Consider the following 23076-nt stretch of genomic DNA (forward strand, 5'->3'; position numbering starts at 1 on the left):
CTTACGCGCCCCGCGGCGGCTGCGCCGCTTCGCCTTCCGCGAGATCATGCAGCATCCGGAACGCCTGTAAAACCGATTGTTTGCGGATCTCGGGCCGGCCGATATTGCCGAACCGTTTCTCGGCATGCACGAGTCGTCCCGACCGCGACGCTACGGCAAAATGGACGAGGCCGACCGGCTTTTCTTCCGAACCACCGTCCGGCCCGGCAACACCCGTCACCGATACAGCAAGATCGACCGGTGCATGGGCGAGGGCGCCGCACGCCATTTCTTCTGCGGTCTCACGGCTGACGGCTCCATGCTTGTCCAGGGTCGTCGCCGACACGCCGAGCATGTCCTGCTTGGCTTGGTTGGAATAGGTGATGAAGCCGCGGTCCAGCATGCTGGAGATGCCGGGCACATCGGCGAGCGTCCCAGCGACGAGACCGGCCGTGCATGACTCTGCCGTCGCCAGAATGAGATTCTTGCGCTTGCAGATATCGAGCAGGCGCTTGGCGGCTTCAACGATGTCGTCATCCAGCATGGGCGCTTAACTCGCCGGCAGGCGGATGGTTGCCATCGCGTAGGCGACGATGCCCTCGCGACGTCCGATAAAGCCCATGCCTTCGTTGGTGGTGGCTTTCACGCCGACGCGGTCCGGCGTGATCCCGGCGATCTCGGCAATGCGCGCGCGCATCGCGTCGCGATTGGGTCCGATCTTCGGTGCCTCGCTGACCACGGTGATGTCGAGATTGGCGATGATGCCGCCACGCGCCTTGAGACGCTCGACAGCGAATTTGAGGAAGCGGTCGGATGAGGCGCCGCGCCATTGCGGATCGCTCGGCGGAAAATGCGCACCGATATCGCCATCGGCCAGCGCGCCGAGAATGGCATCGACCAAAGCATGCAGGACGACGTCCGCATCGGAATGGCCCGTCAGACCCTGATCGTGCGGAATACGCACGCCACCCAGCGTCACATGATCGCCGGGGCCGAATGCATGCACGTCAAAGCCCATGCCGGTTCGAATGTCAGAAAGATTGTCACGCAGCATGGCTTCCGCTCGTTTAAAATCGTCAGGGGTGGTGAGTTTGATATTCGTCGCTTCACCGGGGAACGTCGAAACCGTCAATCCGGCCCATTCCGCCAGTGCGCCATCGTCGGAGAAGTCGTTCCGGCCATCGCGCTGCGCGCGCCGATGCACGTCGAGCAATGTCTTGAATGCGAAGGCCTGCGGCGTCTGCACCGCCCGCAGCTCGTTGCGATCGACTGTCCGAACAATCGCGCCCGCAGTGTCGACCGCTTTGATGGTGTCGACCACCGGCAGGGCAGGGAGGGCCGCTCCGGTGTCTCTGCCCGCTTCTATGGCACGGCGGATCAGTGCTGGCGTCGCAAAAGCACGCGCTGCATCATGGATCAGCACGTAATCCGGGTCTGCCGCTTCCAGCGCCATCAGCCCGGCCAGCACGGATTCCTGGCGGGTGGCGCCACCGAATACCGGCGCCGGGAGGTCAAAACCGGCTGCGGCATCCCGATAGAACTCCAGGTCGTCTGGGTGGATCACGACCTGAATGGCCTTCAGCTCAGGAATGCCGGATAGCAGTTCGAGGCTCCGCCGGAGCGCCGATTGCCCGGCTAACAGCCTGTATTGCTTCGGGATTCCTTCTCCGCTGCGGCTTCCACGACCGGCCGCGACCACCAAGGCCACACAATTCAGAGACATCGCCGCACCGCGTTTCGAAACCATGCTCGGGATCTATGCATAGAAAGTAGTTCTTTTTGCACTGCAACACTTGTGTAAAGGTCGGATTTGGCTAAACTCTATGCACCACATGATTGGCCTATTTTTTATGCAGAACGTGCCATTATGAGTAACATTGCGAACGGCACGACGATCAGTGTCGGCAGTAAGGTCCTTCCGAACGGAGTGGTCCTGGCTCCGATGTCGGGAGTCACCGATGCTCCTTTCAGGCGGCTGGCGGAAACGCTGGGCGCGGGACTTGTCGTATCCGAGATGGTGGCAACGTCAAAGCTTGCCGAGGGCCGGCGGGATGCCGTTTTGCGCGCCGATGGCAAAGGCGTCGCCATCCACGCACTCCAGTTGGCCGGCTGCGAAGCGCACTGGATGGCCGAGGGGGCACGGATGGCTGAAGCGTCGGGAGCAGACATCATCGACATCAACATGGGTTGCCCGGCCAAGCACGTGATCAACGGACAATCGGGCTCCGCGCTGATGCGCGATCTCGATCACGCCTTGACCTTGATCGAAGCCACGGTCGGAGCCGTGTCGGTGCCGGTGACCTTGAAGATGCGGCTTGGCTGGGATCGCGATTGCATCAATGCGCCCGAACTGGCGCGCCGCGCCGAGCAAGCCGGAATCAAACTCGTCACCGTCCATGGCCGCACGCGCAATCAATTCTACAAAGGCCATGCCGACTGGGCTGCGGTGAACGCGGTCAAACAAGCGGTGTCGATCCCGGTCGTCATCAATGGCGACATCACAAGCGTCGACGACGCACGCGTCGCGCTCGCTCAATCGGGCGCCGATCTTGTGATGGTGGGGCGCGCGGCGCTCGGCCGCCCTTGGCTTCCCGGCGCGATCGCACGGCAGCTTGCCGGCAGCGCCAGGGAAGGCGATCCGCCACTGCAACAGCAGCGGGACATCGCCGCAAAACTCTACCAAGACATGGTCGAACATCACGGCACCGAAATCGGCCGCCGTCACGCCCGCAAACATCTCGCCGCAGCCATCGATGTCGGCGGCGATAATGCCGGCGCAACTGCCGAGCAGATCAAGGCGGGGCGCACGCGGGTGCTGACAGCCGAGACACCGAAAGAAACGCTGCGGCTCTTGCAAGATGTTTTCGACGTCTTTGAAACAATGGCGGGGCGGCCCACAGATTCATGGAGGGATGCGGCATGAAACTCGAATCCGCCATCCGGAATACATCGGGATCGCCGGATGCCGTCGTCAACGCACTGCCTCTTCCGGTCGTGGTGGTGGCGTCTGATGGCAAGATCGTCGATGCCAATGTCGCCGCCGAAGCGTTCTTCGAGGTCTCTGTGCCGGTGCTGAAACGGCATTCGCTGCGTGAGTTGATTCCGTTCGGCAGCCCGCTGCTGTCGCTGGTCGATCAGGTGCGCGAGCATGGCGGCGCTGTGAACGAATATCGCGTCGACCTTTCGACACCGCGCAATCCCGGTGAACACATTGTGGACCTCTATGTGGCGCCGCTGAATGAACGCGCCGGCCATGTGGTCGTGATGCTTCAGGAGCGGACGATCGCCGACAAGATGGACCGTCAGTTGACCCATCGGGGTGCGGCCCGCTCGGTCAGCGCGCTTGCGGCGATGCTGGCCCATGAGATCAAAAACCCGCTGTCCGGTATCCGCGGCGCAGCCCAGCTCCTCGAACAATCGGCCTCAGATGACGATCGCAGCCTGACGCGCCTGATCTGCGACGAAGCTGACCGGATCGTGAAACTGGTTGACCGGATGGAAGTCTTCGCCGACGAGCGGCCGATCGAGCGGGAACCGGTCAACATTCACGCCGTGCTCGAACACGTGAAGCGTCTGGCCCAATCGGGCTTCGCCCGGCATATCCGGTTCCTCGAGGAATACGATCCATCCTTGCCGCCGGTGCTCGCCAACCGCGATCAGCTTGTGCAGGTGTTTCTCAATCTTGTGAAAAATGCCGCAGAGGCGATCGGAGAAAATGCCATCGACGGCGAGATCCAGATGACCACGGCCTTCCGGCCCGGTGTCCGCCTGACCCTGCCGGGCAGCCGCTCACGCGTATCGCTGCCGATGGAATTCTGCATCAAGGATAACGGCCCAGGCGTTCCGACCGATCTGCTGCCGCATTTGTTCGATCCATTTGTCACGACCAAGGCCTCCGGATCTGGCCTCGGACTTGCATTGGTTGCCAAGATCATTGGCGACCACGGTGGCATTATCGAATGCGAATCCCAGACCCGGCATACCGTTTTTCGGATTCTCTTGCCGATGTATGCGGGAAACGGTGCTCAGGCCCGGACAGGGGCAAGGGAAACCGCGATGGAAGCCCAAACAATATGAGCGAAAGCCAACGGTATAAAGGCTGACGATGCCCATGCCCGCCGGAAACATTCTCGTCGCTGACGACGACGCCGCGATTCGAACCGTGCTCAACCAGGCGCTGTCGCGCGCCGGCTACGAAGTGCGCTCGACAAGCAATGCCGCAACACTTTGGCGCTGGGTCAGTCAGGGCGAGGGTGATCTTGTGATCACCGACGTCGTGATGCCCGACGAAAACGCATTCGAACTCATCCCACGGATGAAAAAGCTGCGGCCGGAGCTGCCCATTATCGTCATGAGCGCGCAGAATACGTTCATGACAGCGATCCGGGCGTCGGAACGCGGGGCCTACGAATATCTGCCGAAACCGTTCGATCTGAAGGAATTGATCGGCATCGTCGGCCGGGCGCTGTCGGAACCCAAGGACAAGCCGCGGAACGCGGCGCGCCCGGAGGAAGTGGATCAGATTCCGCTTGTTGGCCGATCGGCGGCGATGCAGGAAATCTATCGGCTGCTCGCGCGGCTGATGCAGACCGATCTAACGGTCATGATCACCGGCGAGTCCGGCACGGGCAAGGAGCTCGTCGCCCGCGCATTGCACGATTACGGCAAGCGCCGCGGCGGTCCATTCGTCGCCATCAACATGGCGGCGATTCCACGCGACCTGATCGAGTCCGAATTGTTCGGGCATGAGAAGGGCGCTTTCACGGGCGCCAATACACGCAGCACCGGCCGTTTCGAGCAGGCCGAGGGCGGCACGTTATTCCTGGATGAAATCGGCGACATGCCGATGGAGGCGCAGACGCGGCTTCTGCGCGTGTTGCAGCAGGGCGAATATACGACCGTCGGCGGCCGCACGCCGATCAAGACGGATGTTCGCATCGTCGCAGCCACCAACAAGGATTTGCGGATCCTCATCCAGCAGGGCCTGTTCCGCGAGGATCTGTTCTTCCGCCTCAATGTCGTGCCGCTGCGGCTGCCGCCGCTGCGCGAACGCGCCGAAGACGTGCCCGATCTGATCCGGCATTTCTTCATGCTGGCGGAGCGCGAAGGTCTGCCGCGCAAACAGATCGATCCGGCTGCGCTGGAGCGTCTGAAAAAGTATCCTTGGCCGGGCAACGTACGTGAGATCGAAAACCTCGCCCGCCGTCTTGCCGCGCTGTATCCGCACGAGGTGATCACGCTTCCGGTCATTGAAGCCGAGCTAACCCAGCCGGCTGTCACGCCGGAGATCGACACCACCGCACCCGACAACCTGTCGGCTGCGGTCGAGCGCAACCTGGCCCGGTATTTCGCTGGCTTCCCGGATGGCCTGCCACCGCCAGGCCTTTATCACCGCATCTTGCGGGAAGTGGAGCATCCGCTGCTGACTGCGGCACTGACCGCCACGCGTGGTAATCAGATCCGCGCTGCCGACCTTCTCGGCGTCAACCGCAACACGCTCCGCAAGAAGATCCGGGATCTCGATATTCAAGTCATCCGCACCACGACCTGATCCTCTCGGTTATTTCCCCGTCGGCTGCCGCGGAATTGTCGCAATTTCGCAACAATGTTGTATAAATACATCAACGAATCCGGTCAGCCGACCGATCGCCAGTTCGCACCGGGGGGCCGATGGCCAGCGCTGACCAATCGTTGCCGCTCGACAGGTCGGCAGGTATGCCGATGGGCCGCCGCTTGTCCTTCCGGTGGATCAGTTCGACCGCCGTTGGCGCAGCGCTGTTGTCCGCATTGGCAACATTCCTGGTCCTGTCCGGACTTACGCCGCTTCCACCGACGCATAACGTCGTCGTCAGCCTGCTTGGCATCAATGCCATTGCGGCGCTCATTCTGATCGCCGTTATCGCGCAGGAAGCCTATCAAATCGTACAGGCCCGGCGGAGAGGGCGGGCGGCCGCCCGGCTGCATGTCCGCATCGTCGGCCTGTTCGCCATCATCGCTGCGGTCCCGACCATCCTCGTTGCTGTTGTCGCGACGATCACGCTCGACCGCGGCCTCGACCGTTTCTTCTCGGTCCGAACGAAAGCAATCATCGAAAATTCACTGCTGGTCTCCGAAGCGTATCTGCGCGAGCACGCGCAGATGATTCAGGGCGACATTCTCGCCATGGCGCAGGACGTTGCACGCGCCAAGCCATTGTTTGATTCCGACCGCGAGCGCTTTCAGCAATTCCTGACGGCTCAGGCAACAATCCGCGGCCTGCCGATCGCTGTTATTCTGAACGGCGAACTCGAAGTGATCGAGCGCACCAATCTGCGGGTGACGCAGGACTTTGCGATTCCGAACAAGGAAGCTCTGAAAACGCTCAGCGAGACCGAGCCGCAGATCGCGTTGCTTCCCGACACGAACTACGTTGCCAGCGTGATCAAGCTGCGCGGCTACGACTCGATGTATCTCTATGTCGCTCGGCTGCTCGATCCGCGGGTGGTATCGCAACTGCGGGAAACACGCGCCAGCGTCAGTGACTATGCCCTGATGGAGGCACGCCGGCTCGGCGTCACCGTGGCCTTCGGACTGATGTACACCGTTATCGCGCTGATCGTGATGCTGTCTGCCGTGCTGATCGGACTGAATTTCGCCAACCGGCTGGTCGCGCCGATCCGCCGCCTGATTGGTGCGGCCAATGTGGTCGCGACAGGTAATCTGCATGTGCAGGTGCCAGTGCATCGGTCCGAGGGCGACCTCGGCCAGCTTGGCGAAACTTTCAACCGGATGACGCACGATCTGCGCACGCAACGCGACGACCTCGTCAATGCCCGCGATCTGATCGACAGCCGCCGCCGCTTCAGCGAAGCGGTGCTGGCCGGCGCCAGTGCCGGTATCATCGGCGTTGATCACGACGGCCGGATCAGCATCCTCAACCGTTCGGCTGAACAATTGATCGCCTCACCCGGCAGTGACGTCATGGGCAAACCATTGCTGGCGGTTGCTCCCGAACTTGCCGAACTCGTTCGGCAGGCCATCGACAACGGCCAGAGGCTGACGCAAGGGCAGGTGACGCTGAGCCGCAAGGGTCGCGAACGCAATCTGTCGGTGCGGGTAGCGAGCGAGCAAACGGCTGAAGCCGAACACGGCTATGTGGTGACGCTCGACGACATCACCGAACTGGTTTCCGCACAACGCACCTCGGCTTGGGCCGATGTCGCGCGCCGCATCGCGCATGAGATCAAAAATCCGCTGACACCGATCCAGCTTTCGGCCGAGCGCCTGCGCCGTAAATACGGAAAAGTGATCACCGAAGATCGCGCTATCTTCGAGCAATGCACAGATACGATCGTGCGGCAGGTGGACGACATCCGCCGCATGGTCGATGAGTTCTCGCGCTTCGCACGAATGCCGAAGCCGGTCATGGAGCGCGAGGATGTTGCCGATACAGTCCGGCAGGCTGTGTTTCTGATGCGTGTCGGGCACCCCGATATCGATATCGAATTGTCGATGGTCGAAGATCCGATGCCGGCGCGCTTCGATCGCCGGCTGGTGTCGCAGGCGCTCACCAACATCATCAAAAACGGGACCGAGGCGATCGGCGTGTTGCCGGAAGGATCGCCGAAAGGCCGCATCGAGGTAACGGCCACGCGTGTCGGCGATCTCGTCAATATCGACGTCATCGACAATGGCATTGGCCTGCCCAAGGAGCATCGCTCGCGTCTGCTCGAACCCTACGTGACGACGCGCGAGAAGGGCACGGGGCTTGGCCTTGCGATCGTCGGCAAGATTCTCGAAGACCATGGCGGTGGCATCGAATTGCACGATGCAGCCGAGAAAGAGCCGGGACGACATGGCGCGTGGATACGTCTGCGTTTTGCCGTCAATCCGCCGCAAGCAAGCGGCACCAGTTCGAATGAAGACAGCAAAACAAAGCGTACAAGCAGTGTGGCGACATGACGGCTGAGATTCTTATTGTCGATGATGAACCTGATATTTGCGAGCTCGTTGCCGGCATCCTGCAGGATGAAGGATACACGACGCGCACGGCACGCGACGCCGATGGCGCGCTCAACGCGATCAAGGCGCGGCGGCCGAATCTTGTCTTTCTGGATATCTGGCTGCAGGGCTCCAAGCTTGACGGGCTGCAATTGCTCGATGCCGCCAAGCAGGAATTTCCCGATCTCCCGGTTGTCATGATTTCGGGCCACGGTAACATCGAAACCGCCGTAGCGGCGATCAAGCAGGGCGCCTACGATTTCATCGAGAAGCCATTCAAAGCCGACCGGCTCATCCTTGTTGCTGACCGCGCGCTGGAAAACTCGCGGCTCAAGCGTGAGGTCAAGGAACTGAAGGCGATTTCGCCTCAGCCATCGGCGCTGGTCGGTAAATCGCCGGCGATCAATCAGCTCCGGCAAACGATCGAGAAGGTGGCGCCCACCAACAGCCGCATCATGATCATCGGCACCTCCGGTTCCGGCAAGGAATTATGCGCGCGCACGCTGCATAATCTCTCTGCACGTGCCAATGGGCCTTTCGTGGTCATCAACGCCGCCGCGATCACACCGGAATCGATGGAGATCGAGCTGTTTGGCATCGAGCAGAGTAACGGCAGCCAAAGCCGCAAAGCCGGCGCGCTCGAGGAGGCGCATGGCGGCACGCTGTTCATCGACGAAATCGCTGACATGCCCAGAGAAACCCAGAACAAGATTCTGCGTGTCTTGGTGGATCAGACCTTCCACCGGGTCGGCGGCACCTCCAAAGTCACCGTGGATGTCCGCGTTATCTCTTCGACCGCTCGCAATCTCGAAGCGGAGATCGCGGCGGGCAATTTCCGCGAGGATCTCTACCATCGGCTGTCGGTCGTGCCGATCCGCGTGCCGCCGCTGGCCGAACGGCGCGAGGATATCCCGCTGCTGGTCGATTATTTCATGGAGCAGATTTCGCTCGCCACCGGCTTGCCCAAACGCACGATGGGCGATGACGCGATGGCGGTATTACAATCGCATGACTGGCCCGGCAACGTGCGCCAGCTCCGCAACAACGTCGAACGCCTGATGATTCTCGCCGGCGGCGATCCGAACGCGGTGATCAATTCCAGCATGCTGCCGCAGGATGTCGGCTCGATGGTACCGTCGATGCCGAACGGCAATGGCGGCGAGCAGTTGATGAGCTTGCCGCTGCGTGAGGCGCGCGAGATGTTCGAGCGAGAATACCTCGTTGCGCAAATCAGCCGCTTCGGCGGCAACATTTCACGGACCGCCGAATTCGTGGGCATGGAGCGCTCGGCACTGCATCGCAAGCTGAAGGCGCTGGGGATTGGCTGATCGCAGCACGGAAAACAACTCAAGAGAAACGCCCGTGTCACGCATCGCCTATGTCAACGGTCGCTACCTGCCGCGGAGCGAAGCTGCGGTTCATATCGAGGATCGCGGCTATCAGTTCGCCGACGGCGTCTACGAAGTCTGCGAGGTGAGGGGTGGCCACCTCATCGATGAACGCCGCCACATGGAACGGCTGTTGCGTTCTTTAAGTGAATTGCGAATTCCGCTGCCGATGCCACTGTCGGCGCTCAGCATCGTGCTGCACGAGGTGGTCCGGCGAAACGGTGTCCGCGACGGTATCGTCTATCTGCAAATCACACGCGGTGTCGCCAAACGAGACCATGCTTTCCCGCCGGCCGGGACGAAACCCGCCTTGGTGGTCACAGCAAACCGTATCGACCCGGAGAAGACCGAGCGGCTCGCCGCAGACGGCATCGCGGTCATCACACTGCCGGACAATCGCTGGGACCGGGTCGACATCAAATCAATCGCACTGCTGCCGAACGTCATGGCGAAACAGCAGGCGCGAGAGCAGGGCGCTCGCGAAGCGTGGTTTGTCGCTGCCGACGGTACGGTGACCGAAGGCTCGTCCTCGAACGCCTGGATCGTGACGGGGGACAACGAGGTGGTGACCCGGAAGGCCGACCGGACGATCCTGAAGGGCATCACCCGCACGGTCCTGCTCGAGGTTCTGAAATCGGAGGGCCTGACACTGACGGAGAGGGCCTTCACGGTCGAGGAAGCTCAGGGCGCCCGGGAGGCGTTCATCACCTCGGCGAGCCAGGCCGTGATGCCGGTGGTCAGGATCGACGGCCGGCCGATCGGTAATGGTGCACCCGGCCTGCTGGCGACCGCCCTGCGCCGCGATTTCCACCGCTTTGCGGAGGAATCCTGACAATTCGCCGCGCTAAGGCTTTGACCAGCGTGCAAGTTGGGCTTGCGCGGAATCCCGCCGTGCCATCTAATGCATCGCCCCAAGTCCTCGTTGGGTAAGAAGAACGAGGGACAATGATACTTGGCAATCACTCTAAACTGATCATCTAGCAGAAACGTCTCGCGGCATCGGGAGCTGCGGGCAAGAAAATGGAAAGCACGGCCATGGCAGCCGAACGAACTCAAAATCTCCAGGACACCTTCCTCAACCACGTCCGCAAGGCCAAAATTCCGCTCACGATATTTTTGGTGAACGGCGTGAAGCTGCAGGGCGTTGTCACATGGTTCGACAACTTTTGTGTGTTGCTGCGACGGGATGGGCATTCGCAGCTTGTCTACAAACACGCCATCTCCACCATCATGCCGGGCCATCCGGTCCAGCTTTTCGAGGGTGCGGAAGAGGGCGCAGGAGAAAAAGGCTAGTTGCAGCCGCGTAAACGCGATTCAGCTTCCGACCGCCTGAGCCCGGATCGTTCGGGCACCACTGGGCGTGCGCTGGTGGTCGGCCCCTATCTGCGCAGTCATTCGTCACGTGCGCTTCGCGCCGAGCGATCGCCCCAGGCGCGGATCGAGGAGGCTGCCGGCCTTGCGCTCGCCATCGACCTCGATGTGGTTGAGACCGGGATCGTCTCGCTGAGCGAGATCCGGCCTGCGACCTATATCGGCAAGGGCAAGGTCGACGAGCTTGCGGGCCTGATCAAGGCGCGCGAGGTCGATCTCGTCATCATGGATTGCGCATTGTCGCCGGTACAGCAGCGTAACCTTGAGAAAGCGTGGTCGGCCAAGGTGCTGGATCGCACCGGCCTGATCCTGGAAATCTTCGGCAAGCGCGCCCAGACGAAGGAGGGCGTGCTGCAGGTCGAGCTTGCGCATCTGACCTATCAGAAGAGCCGGCTGGTGCGCTCATGGACGCATCTTGAACGGCAACGCGGCGGTTTCGGCTTCCTCGGCGGCCCAGGCGAAACGCAGATCGAAGCCGACCGGCGCATGATCGAGGAGCGCATTGCGCGCATCGAAGCCGAATTGGAAAAGGTCAAGAAACGGCGCAAGCTGCATCGGGAGAGCCGGCGGCGCGTGCCATATCCCATCGTCGCGTTGGTGGGCTACACCAACGCCGGCAAATCGACGCTGTTCAACCGCATGACGCGCGCGCAAGTGCTCGAAGCCGACATGCTGTTTGCGACGCTCGATCCGACATTGCGCGCGATCGAACTTCCGCATGGCGCCAAGGTGATTTTGTCCGATACCGTCGGCTTCATTTCCGAGCTGCCGACCATGCTGGTGGCTGCGTTCCGTGCGACGCTCGAAGAAGTCGTCGAGGCCGACGTGATCCTGCATGTGCGCGACGTTTCGCATGAAGACAGCGACGCCCAGATGCAGGATGTGCAAGACGTCTTGAAAGCGCTCGGCATCGACGATGAGCGGCGCGATCGCGTGATTGAAGTCTGGAACAAGATCGACCAGCTTGCCCCCGATGATCGCGCTGGCCTGGAGAATGCCGCGGCGCGTATCGCGCCGGATCATCATCCGGTGCTGGTGTCGGCCTTGACCGGCGAGGGCATCGATACGCTGTTGGCGGCGATCGAAGAACGGTTATCCGAAACGCGCATCGTCCTCGAACTCCTGCTCGACGGGTCGGATGGCGCCGGCCTGTCATGGCTCCATCGCAATACGGAAGTGATCCGGAAATCCGTTTTGGACGAGGGCAAGATTGCGATCAGCGTGCGGGCCGATCCGGCCAAGGCCGGTCAGGTGCGGGCACGTTTCAGCGAGGTTGCATCCGCCTCCTGATGACGGTTTTCACTGGCCGGTCTTTCGTCGTTTTTGGCCTCGTCCCAGAGCGCGTCCATTTCGGCCAAAGTCGCTTCTGACGGCGTCCTGCCGATCCGCGCCAGCGCGGCCTCGATCGCGGCGAAGCGGCGTTCAAACTTCGCATTAGTGCCACGCAAGGACGTATCGGCATCGATGTCGAGATGGCGTGCCAGATTGACCAGCGCGAACATCAGATCGCCGATTTCATCAGCCGCCGCCGCATTGTCGGCTGCATCCAATGCGCGTTCGATTTCCGCGGTCTCTTCCTTGATCTTGTCGAGCACGGCACGCGGATCATTCCAGTCGAAGCCGACTTTCGATGCCTTCTGCTGCAGCTTCAATGCACGCGTCAGCGCCGGTAAACCGGACGGAATGCCGGCGAGGGCGCCCGCGTCCTCATCAGCACCACCACGCCGCTGCCGTCGCGCAGCCTTTTCCTCGGCCTTGATCTTGTCCCACAGACCTTTGACTTCATCGGGCGTCAGATGCCGCGTATCGCCGAAAACATGCGGATGCCGCCGGATCAGCTTTTCGGTGATCGACTGCACGACATCGCCAAATTCGAATACGCCTTGTTCCTGCGCCATGCGCGCGTGAAAGACGACCTGAAGGAGCAGGTCGCCCAGTTCGTCTTTCAGATCGTCGAGATCGTTGCGTGTGATCGCGTCAGCGACCTCGTGCGCTTCCTCGATGGTGTAGGGCGCGATGGTCGCGAAAGTCTGTTTCAGGTCCCAGGGGCAGCCGGTTACAGGCGTACGAAGCGCGGCCATAATCTCGATAAGACGGTGAATGTCGCGTGAAGGTTTCAACGGCTCTTTACTGCAATTTGAATGATTGAGTTTGTCCATACACGGCAATCATCCCGGCCAAAAGGATTATGGCCCAAAACCTTGCCGTTTCGTCCGTGCCTAGCTGTGGATAGTCACAAGGCATCCTTACCACAATTGCGCCACCGAATTCGCAATTTCGCCATCGAAAATGATCTGTTTTTGCAGCAATAGCACACGCTTATACACCCGTTTTCTTGGCAATTCCTGATCCATCTACATGCTTCAAGCAGCAATTGGAGGAAGGAACATGGCTACCAATCTCATCTCTTCAGTTATGCAATTCGTAACGCCGGACCTGATCGCAAAGATTGCTGCGGCAATCGGTCTTGACCGCAACACCGCACAAAAGGCGACCAGCGCGGGAATTCCAGCCATTCTTGCAAGCTTGGCAGGCCTTGCGTCCAAGCCAGGCGGTGCACAGCAATTATCCAGCGCGCTGGAACAAGTGACGCCGGGCGGACTGAACAATTTCCTCGGCGCCATCGGCAGCCCGACGCAAGCAGCGCGGTCTGAAGAGGGCACCAATTTGCTGTCTTCACTGCTGGGAAGCGGGCCCCTGAATGCACTCACATCCGCCATCGGCAGCCATGCTGGAATCAATGCCAGCAAAAGTGAATCGCTGCTGGGATTGCTTGGTCCCATCGCAATCGGGGCGCTCGGCCAGCAACAGGCTAAGACAGGTCTTGATCCGAAAGGCGTTGTGAATCTTCTCGCATCCCAAAAAGATCAGATCGCTGCGGCATTGCCATCCGGTCTTTCCAGCTATCTGCGCGACAGCGGGTTGGCGGGCGCGCTCGATGGGACGATCCGGCAAGGCGCTGCAGCGGCTTCCGCCGCCGGACGACGCACCGCCGACATCGGCGAGAGCGCCATGCTTGCGTCAAGACAAGCGGCAGCCGCGACATCACAACAGATGGCAACCTGGCCGTTCTGGCTGGCCGGCTTGGCTATTTTGACGGGCCTCGGCTGGATGTACATGGCCAACCGGGACAACACCCAGGTGGCAGAGCAAACCAGCCGGCCGGCCGCGACAAAAACCGAGACAATGGGCGCTGGAACGCCAAGCCAGACGGCAGCCGAACTGACGGGCCAACTAACCCGCTCCGTCGACGGCATGCGGACCACGCTGCAGGGCATCACCGATCCGGCCTCCGCGCAGGCGGCTATGCCAAAACTGCAGCAGATGACCACCGACCTCGACAAACTCAGCGCAGCGACAAACCAGCTTTCGCCTCAGACACGATCGCTGGTCGCAGCCGAACTCTCGAGTGCGATGCCGGCGTTGAATCAGCTCTTCGACCGTGTGCTTGCCATCCCGGGCGTCGCCAGCATTGCGCAGCCGCTCATCGAGACCATGCGAACGAAACTCAACGCGATGTCACGTGCCTGAACGCGACACAAGCAACGCATAGCGAGGAGTGTCAGGAATGGTCGACAAGACGAATTTCACGTCTGACGAATGGACGCTGCTGCTGGAAAGCGTGATGATGGCGGGCATGGCCGTCACAGCCGCCGAGCCCAGCGGCCTCTGGGGCTTGCTGAAGGAAAGCTTTGCCAGCGCCGAGGCGCTGGCAAAGGTCAAGCTCGATAACAACAGCGATCCACTGGTCAAGGCCGTGGTCGACGATTTCGGTACATCCACAGGACGCAGCGCCGCCCGCGACGGTCTCAAAGCCAAGCTGGCCGGTGCCAGCCCGAGCGAAATCAAGGCGCGCTGCATCGAGACCTTGAGTCAGGTCTCGACATTGCTGGACACCAAGGCGCCGGCCGATGCTCCGGCCTTCAAAGCCTGGCTCCGGCAGATCAGCCAAGGCGTGGCAGAAGCTGCGTCCGAAGGCGGTTTCTTCAGCAGCGGCGTTCAGGTCAGCGACGCCGAGAAGGCGACGCTCACCGAGATCTCCAGTGCCTTGAAGCTGGCGGCCTGATCGAGATGACAGAGGACAGGCTGCGGGTGTCGAAAACCGACATCTGCAGCCGGAGTACTGCAGCCCGGCCGGAACGGGCATATCCGATTCGCATAAGACATATTATGGAACATATTTAGATGGGCATTTTGGCTGGGATTATTGCTAGCTGACGCTTCGACCCAAGCCTTCACCCGAGCCGCATGCCGGCCTTATTCAGCAAAATCAAAATGATGCCAGAACTTTCAGACACGCCATCTGATCAACCTCACACCGTAATCCGCATGCCATCGAAGGCCGGCTCGACATGCGGCGGCAAGCTCGCGCGCAGCACGGCGTAATCCAGATCGACATGCATGTTGGTCAGCACAGCCCGTTTCGGCCTCAGCCGCTCGATCCAAGCTAGGGCCTCCGCCAGCGAAAAATGGCTCGGATGCGGATGATGCCGGAGTGCATCGACGATCCACAGATCGAGCCCGGTCAGCGCCGCGGCGGCTTCGTCGGACATATTGTTGAGGTCCGCCGAATACGCGATGTTGCCGAACCGGAAGCCCAGCGCCGGGATATCGCCATGCTCGAGCAGCACCGGCAGCGCCGTGACCGGACCGCCATCGCCGTCGACGGTCACAGGCTTGCCGGGAACGATCCGATGCTCATTGACGATCGGCGGATAAGCGCTGCCGGGCGGCGTCATGAAGCAATAACCGAAGCGGCCATGCATCGCGCGCGAGGTCGGCTCATCCAGATAGACGTCGATCTTGCGGCGATGAAAGATAAACAGCGGCCGCAGGTCGTCGATACCATGCGTATGGTCGGCATGCTCGTGCGTGAACAAAACACCGTCGAGCTTCGTGACGTTGGCATCCAGCAATTGCTCGCGCAGGTCCGGCGACGTATCGACCAGCACCATTGTCTTGCCGCTCGGGCCTTCGCGCTCGACCAGGATCGAACAACGGCGCCGGCGGTTCTTCGGATTGTCGGGGTCGCAGGCGCCCCAGCCAAGCGCCGGGCGCGGCACGCCGCCGGACGATCCGCAGCCCAGGATCGTGACCGTCAGTACCGTCATGCCGCCGCCGAAAGCTGGCGTGGCACCTTGCTGAACAGCCGGAAGAAGTTCTCGGTCGTCTGGTTCGCGATCTCGTCGAACGATACGCCGCGCGTCTCGGCCAGCACCTTGGCGGTTTCGACGACATAAGACGGTTCGTTGCGCTTGCCGCGGAATTTGCCCGGCGCCAGATACGGCGAATCGGTTTCGACCAGAATGCGGTCGGCTGGCAATTCCGCTGCGATCGCGCGCAAGGCATTCGAAGTTTTGAACGTCAGGATACCGGTGAAGGAAATCGAGAGCCCAAGCGCAATCGCGCGCATCGCGAGATCGCGGCCGCCGGTAAAGCAATGCAGCACGGCAGGGAAGGCCCCCTTCCCCGTTTCCTCCTCCAGGATCCGCGCCATATCGTCATCGGCATTGCGCGCATGGATCACCAGCGGCAGACCGGTTTCGCGGGCAGCGGCGATATGCGCACGGAAGCCTTGCTCCTGTGCATCGCGCGGGCTCGTATCATAGAAATAGTCGAGGCCGGCTTCGCCGATGGCGACGACCTTCGGATGCGCCGTCTTCGCAACGAGATCAACGGTGCCGATATCCAGTTCCTCATGGGCGTTGTGCGGATGCGTGCCGACCGAGCAGAACACGGCATCGAAGCGCTCGGCGATCGCCAGCAGCTTCGGCAATTCGCGAGCACGGGTCGAGATCGTGACTATGCGGCCAACGCCTTGCGCACGCGCACGATCGACAATGCCGTCGAGATCGTTCGCAAAGTCGGGAAAATCGAGGTGGCAGTGGCTGTCGACGATCATGTTCTGCAATGTCATTGTCCAGGCGCTAATTTTCAAGCCGCCAAAGCCGTGATGGCGGCCATGTCGGCCCGCTCGGCCTGCAGATCGGCAACGAATGGCAGCCGTCGGCCGGCAACGCGCAGGGTGATCCAGACCGGTTTGCCGGCGCCCGTATTGTTTCTGTCATCGGTTTGCGTCTTGGTCGCAACAATGGCCGATTGCGGGACCTGATAGACGCGCGGTGAAAACACGCCAAGCGTCGTCAGCGTCACGACATCCTGCGCACGCTCGATGCGGATCAGATAGATGCGGCTATAGAAGAGCAAACCGACGAACGGGGCGATGCCAACAAGAAACATCAGCGCAGCCAGACCGGGCCGTGAGCCGGACGCGCCGACAGCCTCACTCCCCGGAAGCGCGCCGAAGACATGCGCCATCACCATCGCCCAATAGAACCAGCCCACAGCCCAGACAACCGCTGCCACAACGGCTTTGCGCGTCTTTCCGGCCTGCCGCTCGTTTTCAAACAGCACGGTCATGAGAAGCGCTCCGTCACCTCTGTCAGGCCTTATCCGCTTCCGGCTCGACATAACGCGGAAACACTGGCGTCGGCGCCGGCAGCATCGTGCCGCCCGCGAGACGATGTGCGCCACCGAGCCGAGAGAAGTCGCGTTCGTCTGGCGGCACGCCAAGCAGGTCGAGAAACTTGCCGGACGAAACCGGCATGAAGGGCTGCGCCAGAATTGCAATCTGGCGGATCACTTCGGCGGTGACATACAGCACGGTCGCCTGCCGTGCCGGGTCAGTCTTCGCCAGCGCCCACGGCGCCTCGCCCGCGAAATAGCGATTGGCGTCGGCAACCACGGCCCAGACCTGAGTCAGCACCTGATGCAGCTGTTGCGTCTTCATCGCCTCGCGTGCGCCGTCGATCATCGCATCGGCGGATGCAAGGATTGCCTTGTCGTTATCCGAAAAAGCACCGGGGTTAGGCAGCACGCCGCCGAGCTGTTTGCCGATCATGCTCAGCGAGCGCTGCGCGAGATTGCCGAGATCGTTGGCAAGCTCCGCATTGATGCGGTTGACGATCGCCTCATGGCTGTAATTGCCATCCTGGCCGAACGGAATCTCGCGCAGGAAAAAATAACGGAACTGATCGACGCCATATTCGTCGGCCATCGCGAAGGGATCGACGACATTGCCGACCGACTTCGACATCTTCTCACCGCGGTTGAACAGGAAGCCGTGGCTGAAGATGCGATGCGGCACGGCAAGTCCCGCCGACATCAGGAAAGCCGGCCAATAGACCGCATGAAAACGCACGATGTCCTTGCCGATCACGTGCAGATTCGCCGGCCAGTATCGGTTGAACATCTCATTGTCGTCAGGAAAGCCGATGGCGGTGATATAATTCGTCAGCGCATCGACCCACACATACATGATGTGCTTGTCGTTGCCCGGGACGCGGATGCCCCAGTCGAAGGTCGTGCGCGAGATCGATAAGTCCTGCAGGCCACCGCGCACGAAGCTTGCCACTTCGTTGAGGCGTTCCTTCGGCAAAACGAAGTCCGGGTGTTGGGCGTAAAGGTCGAGCAGCTTGTCCTGATAGGCGGACAACTTGAAGAAATAGCTCTCCTCCTCGACCCATTCGACCGGTGTGCCAGATTTGGTCGCGAGCCGCACCTTGTGCTCGTTCACATGGGTTTCGTTCTCGGCGTAATAGGCCTCGTCACGAACCGAATACCAGCCGGCATATTTCGACAGATAGATGTCGCCCGCCTTCTCCATCCGCTCCCAGATCGCCATCGAAGCCTTGTGGTGGCGATCCTCCGTGGTCCGGATGAAGTCATCGTTCGAGCAATTCATGCGCTCGACCATTTCGCGGAAGCGCTGCGCATTGCGATCGACAAGATCCTGCGCACTCATCCCCTCTTTCGTGGCCGTCTGCTGGATCTTCTGGCCGTGCTCGTCGGTGCCGGTCAGGAAATAGACGTCGTAGCCGTCGAGTCGCATGAAGCGGGCGATCGCGTCGGTCGCAATCGCCTCATAGGCGTGGCCGATATGCGGTACGCCATTGGGGTAGGAAATCGCAGTGGTCAGGTAATAGCTGGGCTTGGCCGGCATCGGATGCGTTCAATCTGGTCTATGGGGTTGGCAAGATTCAAGATTTAAGTCCGCTTGCCCGGATCGGAAACCCGGCGCAACCGGAACCGAGTAGCGCGGGCAGGATCGGCCGACAGGGCTATCAGTCGCGAGCGGCCTCGGCAAGACGGGCGAAGGCCCGGAAAATCAAGGGCTTGCGGTCAAGATTGTAGATATCGGTGGTGCGCGCAACGCTATTGATCTCCTGCCAGACATCGGCGAGGCGCGCAGCCTTTGCCTTGTCATGCTGAACGATGTTCAAACGCGCCGTCATCCAGTCGTTGATGGCATCGAGCGCCACTTCGAAAGCGCGCAGGTCGCTGATCGCCAGCGCGTCGGCCAAGGCGTGCAGCTCGCGCGGGTCGGTGACCGGCAACCGCTCCAGCAGTGCCGCAGTCTGCCGACGCAACTTGAAAGCCGGGCCATCCAGCAGTGACAAGGCGCGGCCGACACTGCCCTCGGCCGCCTCGATCACATCAGGCTCGACACTCTCTCCCGTCGTCTGCGCCAGCGCCTGACGCAGATCGCTGGTCGCGAGCGAACGCAGCATCAGCCGATGACAGCGCGAGCGGATGGTCGGCAGGACGGAGCCAGGCGCGTGACTGACAAGAAGAAACAGCGACCGTGACGGCGGTTCCTCAAGGCCCTTAAGCAGCGCATTGGCACTTTCGGCATTGAGATCGTCGACCGCATCGACAATCACAACACGCCAGCCGCCAAAGCCTGCAGTCGAGCCGAGAAACATCGCGACCTTGCGCGCATCCTCGACGCGGATGATGCTGCGCAGTTTACCGGTGTCGCCGACCGTACGCTCCAAAACCAGCAGATCGGGATGCGACTGCGCCGTGATTAATCCTGCCGTTGGATTGTCTGGTGAGACAGCAAGCGATCTTGCCTCTTGAACCACAGGTGCCGCCGGATCGGGATGCGCTAGCACGAAACGGGCCATGCGAAAGGCCAGTGTCGCCTTGCCGATCCCCTGCAGGCCGCCGATCAGCCAGGCGTGCGGAATGCGCCCGGATCGATAGGCATCGAGCAGCGTCTGCTCTGCTTCGCTATGCCCGAACAGAACCGAGGTCTCGCGCGGATGGCTGATACCATCCTCATCCGCTGCACCGGCAACGCTTTTCACTGGCCGAGATCCTCGATCGAAAGCGGCGTTGTGGCCGGATCGAGCTTGCGCGACACCGCAGCCCAGATGTCATCGGCGACCGTGTCCTGCGGGCGGCCGGCATCAACCAGGACGCAGCGATCCGGTTCGCTGCTCGCGAGCTGTCGAAAGGCTTCACGCAGACGCTCGTGGAATGCGAGATCCTCGCTTTCGAAGCGATCGCTCTCCGCATTGCCACGCCGCGATTTGGCACGAGCCAGACCGATTGTGGCCGGCACATCAAGAACGAATGTCAGATCGGGCTTTGTGTCGCCAACCGTGATCTTCTCCAGCCGCTTGATCAGTCGGGAATCAACCTGCCCCAGCACGCCTTGGTAAACACGCGTCGAATCCGAAAAGCGGTCGCAGACGACCCACTCGCCGCGTTCAAGCGCCGGACGAATCGTTTGCGTCAAATGATCGTCGCGGGCGGCGGCGAACAGCATCGTTTCGGCCTCGGCACCGAGCGGCTTTGCGGCACCCGACAATAGGACATGGCGAATGATCTCGGCGACGGTCGAACCGCCGGGTTCGCGGGTCAGGATCGAGGCGATGCCGAGCGTCTTCAGGCGCTCGGCCAGGCGCTTTGCCTGTGTCGATTTGCCGGTGCCCTCGCCACCTTCAAAGGTGATGAACCTGCCGCGCATGAAGCTCTCGTTTGTTGCAGGCGGCGTTATAGCTTTTTCAGGCCGGCCCGAAACCAGCCGCCGAAGATTTCAGTGACCGAATCCACCGCACGACGATGGATCGGGCCCTGCATCACGCTTTCAGCGGTCTGCAGCGGAACCTCCAGCGCAACATTGTCGCCGCGCCAGACCTTGAGCGTTCCAACCTTGGCCCCCTGCTCGACCGGCACCCGCAGCGGCCCCTGATAGACGACGCGCGCAATGATCCGCTCGGTACTGTTCTTCGGCACCAATATCCGAACCGGTATTTTGCCTGCGGCTTCGAGCGGAACGTAACGCTGTTCGCCGCCGAACACACGCGCGTCGCCGATCTTCTGGCCTTCGGCGAACAAGAGACGCGACTCAAATCCATTGAAACCAAAATTCAAAAGCTTGCGTGCTTCGTCCGCGCGCTCGTTCGCGGTCTTGAGGCCGTTCACGGCGACGATCAGGCGCATGTTGTTCTGCACGGCCGAACCAACAAGACCGTAACCGGATTCTTTTGTGAAACCGGTCTTCAGACCATCGGCGCCGATATTCATCGCCAGCAGCGGATTGCGGTTCGACTGCCGGATCTTGTTCCAGGTGAAATCCCTCTCGCTGTACCACTTATAAAATTCGGGATAGGTCGCAACGATGTGGCGGGCGAGCCTCGCCAGTTCTCGCACGGTGACGCGCTGGTCTGGATCGGGCAGCCCGGTCGGATTGGTAAAGTTCGATTGCGTCAGCCCAAGCTCGCGCGCCCGCGCATTCATCATCCGCGCGAAGTTTTCCTCGTTACCGGCGATCCCTTCGGCGAGTGCAATGCAGGCGTCATTGCCGGACTGGATGATAGCTCCCTGCAAGAGGTCCGAGACCTTGATGCGGCTATGGATCGGCGCAAACATCGTCGAGCCGCCGGAGGGCGCCCCGCCTTTGCGCCATGCGTGCTCGCTGACGACATATTCCTCGTCGAGCTTGACGTTGCCTTCCCTGATCTCGTTGAACACCGTCTCGGCGGTCATCAGCTTGGCAAGGCTGGCTGGCGCGACCAGCGTGTCCGCGCTCTTCTCGAACAGGACGGTGCCGCTTTCCGCCTCGATCAGGATCGCGTACGGCGCCGCGGTCTGGAAACCGCCCTCATCCTTGGTCTTGCCGCCGGCCATCGAGGCGGGCGCCGCCTGCAAAGGACTGAGCGCGCTGCCGACGAGCGACACGGCAACCAACGTCGCGAGAGCACGATACCGAAAAATGCGAAACGGTTTTCGGACGACATCGCGCTCCAATTGATCGAGCGCGCCTTGAACGAGCGATTTCAGATTCATCGGACCGACAACATTCCCGGCGCGGACCCCGCGCAAACGACGCCCCCAAGCGACGATCGGATTGTCAGGCGGGATTGCTAGTAAAGGCCGCGGCCGCTCACGTATCCGACAGGGCTATCATAGCGCAGCGATGCGGAACCGGAAACCGCCCCACGCGGCCTATCCGCAACCGCTTGATACGTCTGGCGGCGCTCTGCGGCTGTCACATCGGTCAGGGATGCGGAGGACGCATCCCCCAGATTGTAGGGTCGGCCAGCCGGAACCGGGACCGGACCGCTAATACCGCCACGCGCTTCCGGCAGGTTGAGCCCGGTTCGTCCGGCTGATGCCACAAGAATCGGCGTTGGCGCCGGCTCGCCCTGACGCAGGGTCGCCATCAGGCGCGAATCATCGGAGCCTTCAAGCGCCGCGCGGCCGATATACTCGACCTTCACCCGCGCCACGCCGGCTCCTTTGAAGCCGAGAAGTTGCGCGCTCTTGTGTGAGACATCGAGCACGCGATTACCATGGAACGGCCCGCGATCGTTCACGCGTACGACCAGCGATTTCTTGTTCGCCAGATTTGTGACGCGAACATAGGACGGCAGCGGCAGCGTCGGATGCGCGGCGGTGATCGATTCCATATCGAAAACTTCGCCATTGGCGGTGAGTCGGCCGTGGAAATCCGTGCCGTACCAGGATGCAAGACCCTCGGCCTTGTAGTTGGTATTTTCTTCCGGATTATAGGTGCGTCCGGCCACGACATAAGGCTTGCCGACGCGATAGACGCCGCCGCCCTTCGGCGCGCGCTCGCCGAGCTGCACAACGCGCGGGCTGGCGGAAACTCCATATTTCGGGTCGACTTTGCGGGCGAATTTGTCCGAGGCGGCGCAGTTGGCCAGCAACAGACAGGCTGCGACAGCAGCGACCGCGCGAACCGCGCTCTTCCCCCGAATTGACGGCATTCCGTCCCCAAATCACGTCCCAGGCATCCCCTGCCCGCGATTCACCATAGCGTGACCCGCGCGACACGCAAATGGTCCGCATGATCAGTTGGTTAATATGGTATTGTTATCAGGTTGGGATGACCTCTGCCGTGACGCTTGCAATGGTCGCGAGCATCCCCCATTGAAGCCGCAACGGAAGGGTGGCCGAGTGGTTTAAGGCACCGGTCTTGAAAACCGGCGTGCCCGCAAGGGTACCGTGGGTTCGAATCCCACCCCTTCCGCCAGAAATTTGT

At 61.3% G+C, this 23076-nt stretch carries 21 protein-coding genes and 1 tRNA gene; 11 read left to right on the plus strand and 11 right to left on the minus strand.

Going from position 1 to position 23076, the window contains the following annotated elements:
* Position 1: 1 nt before the first annotated feature.
* Both CAK95_RS23235 and CAK95_RS23240 read right to left on the minus strand, forming a co-directional pair.
* The gene (locus tag CAK95_RS23235; protein WP_086090078.1) at positions 2-523 is read right to left on the minus strand and encodes a CinA family protein; all 522 of its coding nucleotides are present in this window, start codon (positions 521-523) and stop codon (positions 2-4) included.
* Between the two features lie 6 nt (positions 524-529).
* On the minus strand, positions 530-1726 hold the full coding sequence (locus CAK95_RS23240) for a bifunctional 2-C-methyl-D-erythritol 4-phosphate cytidylyltransferase/2-C-methyl-D-erythritol 2,4-cyclodiphosphate synthase (RefSeq protein ID WP_245303501.1): 1197 nt from the start codon (positions 1724-1726) through the stop codon (positions 530-532).
* Positions 1727-1846: 120 nt separating this feature from the next.
* Between CAK95_RS23240 and dusB the strand changes: the two genes are divergently transcribed.
* The 8 genes from dusB (at position 1847) to hflX (ending at position 12008) form a co-directional block, all read left to right on the plus strand.
* Positions 1847-2902, plus strand: a complete 1056-nt coding sequence (gene dusB / locus CAK95_RS23245) for a tRNA dihydrouridine synthase DusB (RefSeq protein ID WP_086090079.1) — start codon at positions 1847-1849, stop codon at positions 2900-2902.
* A complete protein-coding gene (locus CAK95_RS23250) occupies positions 2899-4056 on the plus strand; it encodes a two-component system sensor histidine kinase NtrB (RefSeq protein WP_245303502.1) in 1158 nt (385 codons plus the stop codon). The genes dusB and CAK95_RS23250 overlap by 4 nt, the downstream gene beginning before the upstream one ends.
* A 34-nt stretch (positions 4057-4090) precedes the next feature.
* On the plus strand, positions 4091-5530 hold the full coding sequence (ntrC, locus tag CAK95_RS23255; protein WP_086090081.1) for a nitrogen regulation protein NR(I): 1440 nt from the start codon (positions 4091-4093) through the stop codon (positions 5528-5530).
* A 119-nt stretch (positions 5531-5649) separates the two neighbouring features.
* The gene (locus tag CAK95_RS23260) at positions 5650-7920 is read left to right on the plus strand and encodes a sensor histidine kinase NtrY-like (RefSeq protein ID WP_086090082.1); all 2271 of its coding nucleotides are present in this window, start codon (positions 5650-5652) and stop codon (positions 7918-7920) included.
* Positions 7917-9287 carry a nitrogen assimilation response regulator NtrX gene (gene ntrX / locus CAK95_RS23265; RefSeq protein WP_086090083.1) on the plus strand — a complete coding sequence of 457 codons (1371 nt, stop codon included), beginning with the start codon at positions 7917-7919 and terminating at the stop codon, positions 9285-9287. The genes CAK95_RS23260 and ntrX overlap by 4 nt, the downstream gene beginning before the upstream one ends.
* Positions 9288-9321: 34 nt before the next feature.
* Positions 9322-10179 carry a D-amino-acid transaminase gene (locus CAK95_RS23270; protein ID WP_086090084.1) on the plus strand — a complete coding sequence of 286 codons (858 nt, stop codon included), beginning with the start codon at positions 9322-9324 and terminating at the stop codon, positions 10177-10179.
* Positions 10180-10382: 203 nt separating this feature from the next.
* The gene (gene hfq, locus CAK95_RS23275) at positions 10383-10640 is read left to right on the plus strand and encodes an RNA chaperone Hfq (RefSeq protein WP_086091608.1); all 258 of its coding nucleotides are present in this window, start codon (positions 10383-10385) and stop codon (positions 10638-10640) included.
* On the plus strand, positions 10641-12008 hold the full coding sequence (gene hflX / locus CAK95_RS23280; protein ID WP_086090085.1) for a GTPase HflX: 1368 nt from the start codon (positions 10641-10643) through the stop codon (positions 12006-12008).
* On the opposite strand, the gene mazG is transcribed toward hflX, so the two are convergent.
* Positions 11966-12838, minus strand: coding sequence for a nucleoside triphosphate pyrophosphohydrolase (gene mazG, locus CAK95_RS23285; RefSeq protein WP_086091609.1), 873 nt, complete (start codon positions 12836-12838; stop codon positions 11966-11968). The two genes, hflX and mazG, sit on opposite strands and share 43 nt — an antisense overlap.
* Before the next feature lie 268 nt (positions 12839-13106).
* Here mazG and CAK95_RS23290 point away from each other — a divergent pair, with 268 nt between their 5' ends.
* Both CAK95_RS23290 and CAK95_RS23295 read left to right on the plus strand, forming a co-directional pair.
* Positions 13107-14249, plus strand: coding sequence for a DUF937 domain-containing protein (locus tag CAK95_RS23290; protein WP_157699713.1), 1143 nt, complete (start codon positions 13107-13109; stop codon positions 14247-14249).
* A 37-nt stretch (positions 14250-14286) separates the two neighbouring features.
* Entirely contained in the window at positions 14287-14784 is a 498-nt protein-coding gene (locus tag CAK95_RS23295; protein WP_086090087.1) for a hypothetical protein, read from the plus strand.
* Between the two features lie 247 nt (positions 14785-15031).
* Here the strand turns inward: CAK95_RS23295 and CAK95_RS23300 are convergent, their stop codons facing one another.
* The 8 genes from CAK95_RS23300 to CAK95_RS23335 all read right to left on the minus strand — a co-directional run bounded on the left by CAK95_RS23300 (position 15032) and on the right by CAK95_RS23335 (position 22801).
* Positions 15032-15829 carry an MBL fold metallo-hydrolase gene (locus CAK95_RS23300; RefSeq protein ID WP_086090088.1) on the minus strand — a complete coding sequence of 266 codons (798 nt, stop codon included), beginning with the start codon at positions 15827-15829 and terminating at the stop codon, positions 15032-15034.
* On the minus strand, positions 15826-16620 hold the full coding sequence (locus tag CAK95_RS23305; RefSeq protein ID WP_086091610.1) for a TatD family hydrolase: 795 nt from the start codon (positions 16618-16620) through the stop codon (positions 15826-15828). Before CAK95_RS23305 ends, CAK95_RS23300 begins: the two co-directional genes overlap by 4 nt.
* 32 nt (positions 16621-16652) lie before the next feature.
* Entirely contained in the window at positions 16653-17138 is a 486-nt protein-coding gene (locus tag CAK95_RS23310) for a TMEM70/TMEM186/TMEM223 family protein (protein WP_086090089.1), read from the minus strand.
* A 22-nt stretch (positions 17139-17160) separates the two neighbouring features.
* Positions 17161-18720: a methionine--tRNA ligase gene (gene metG, locus CAK95_RS23315; protein ID WP_086090090.1), complete on the minus strand. Its 1560-nt coding sequence runs from the start codon at positions 18718-18720 to the stop codon at positions 17161-17163.
* A gap of 121 nt (positions 18721-18841) precedes the next feature.
* Entirely contained in the window at positions 18842-19870 is a 1029-nt protein-coding gene (locus CAK95_RS23320; protein ID WP_086090091.1) for a DNA polymerase III subunit delta', read from the minus strand.
* Positions 19867-20535 carry a dTMP kinase gene (tmk, locus tag CAK95_RS23325; protein WP_086090092.1) on the minus strand — a complete coding sequence of 223 codons (669 nt, stop codon included), beginning with the start codon at positions 20533-20535 and terminating at the stop codon, positions 19867-19869. Before tmk ends, CAK95_RS23320 begins: the two co-directional genes overlap by 4 nt.
* Before the next feature lie 26 nt (positions 20536-20561).
* On the minus strand, positions 20562-21857 hold the full coding sequence (locus tag CAK95_RS23330; RefSeq protein ID WP_086090093.1) for a D-alanyl-D-alanine carboxypeptidase family protein: 1296 nt from the start codon (positions 21855-21857) through the stop codon (positions 20562-20564).
* 77 nt (positions 21858-21934) lie between these two features.
* Positions 21935-22801, minus strand: a complete 867-nt coding sequence (locus CAK95_RS23335) for a septal ring lytic transglycosylase RlpA family protein (RefSeq protein ID WP_086090094.1) — start codon at positions 22799-22801, stop codon at positions 21935-21937.
* A 176-nt stretch (positions 22802-22977) separates the two neighbouring features.
* Here CAK95_RS23335 and CAK95_RS23340 point away from each other — a divergent pair.
* A tRNA-Ser gene (locus CAK95_RS23340) sits at positions 22978-23067 on the plus strand.
* The last annotated feature ends 9 nt before the right edge of the window (positions 23068-23076 follow it).

The sequence above is a fragment of the Pseudorhodoplanes sinuspersici genome (assembly GCF_002119765.1).
Taxonomy (GTDB): Bacteria; Pseudomonadota; Alphaproteobacteria; order Rhizobiales; family Xanthobacteraceae; genus Pseudorhodoplanes; species Pseudorhodoplanes sinuspersici.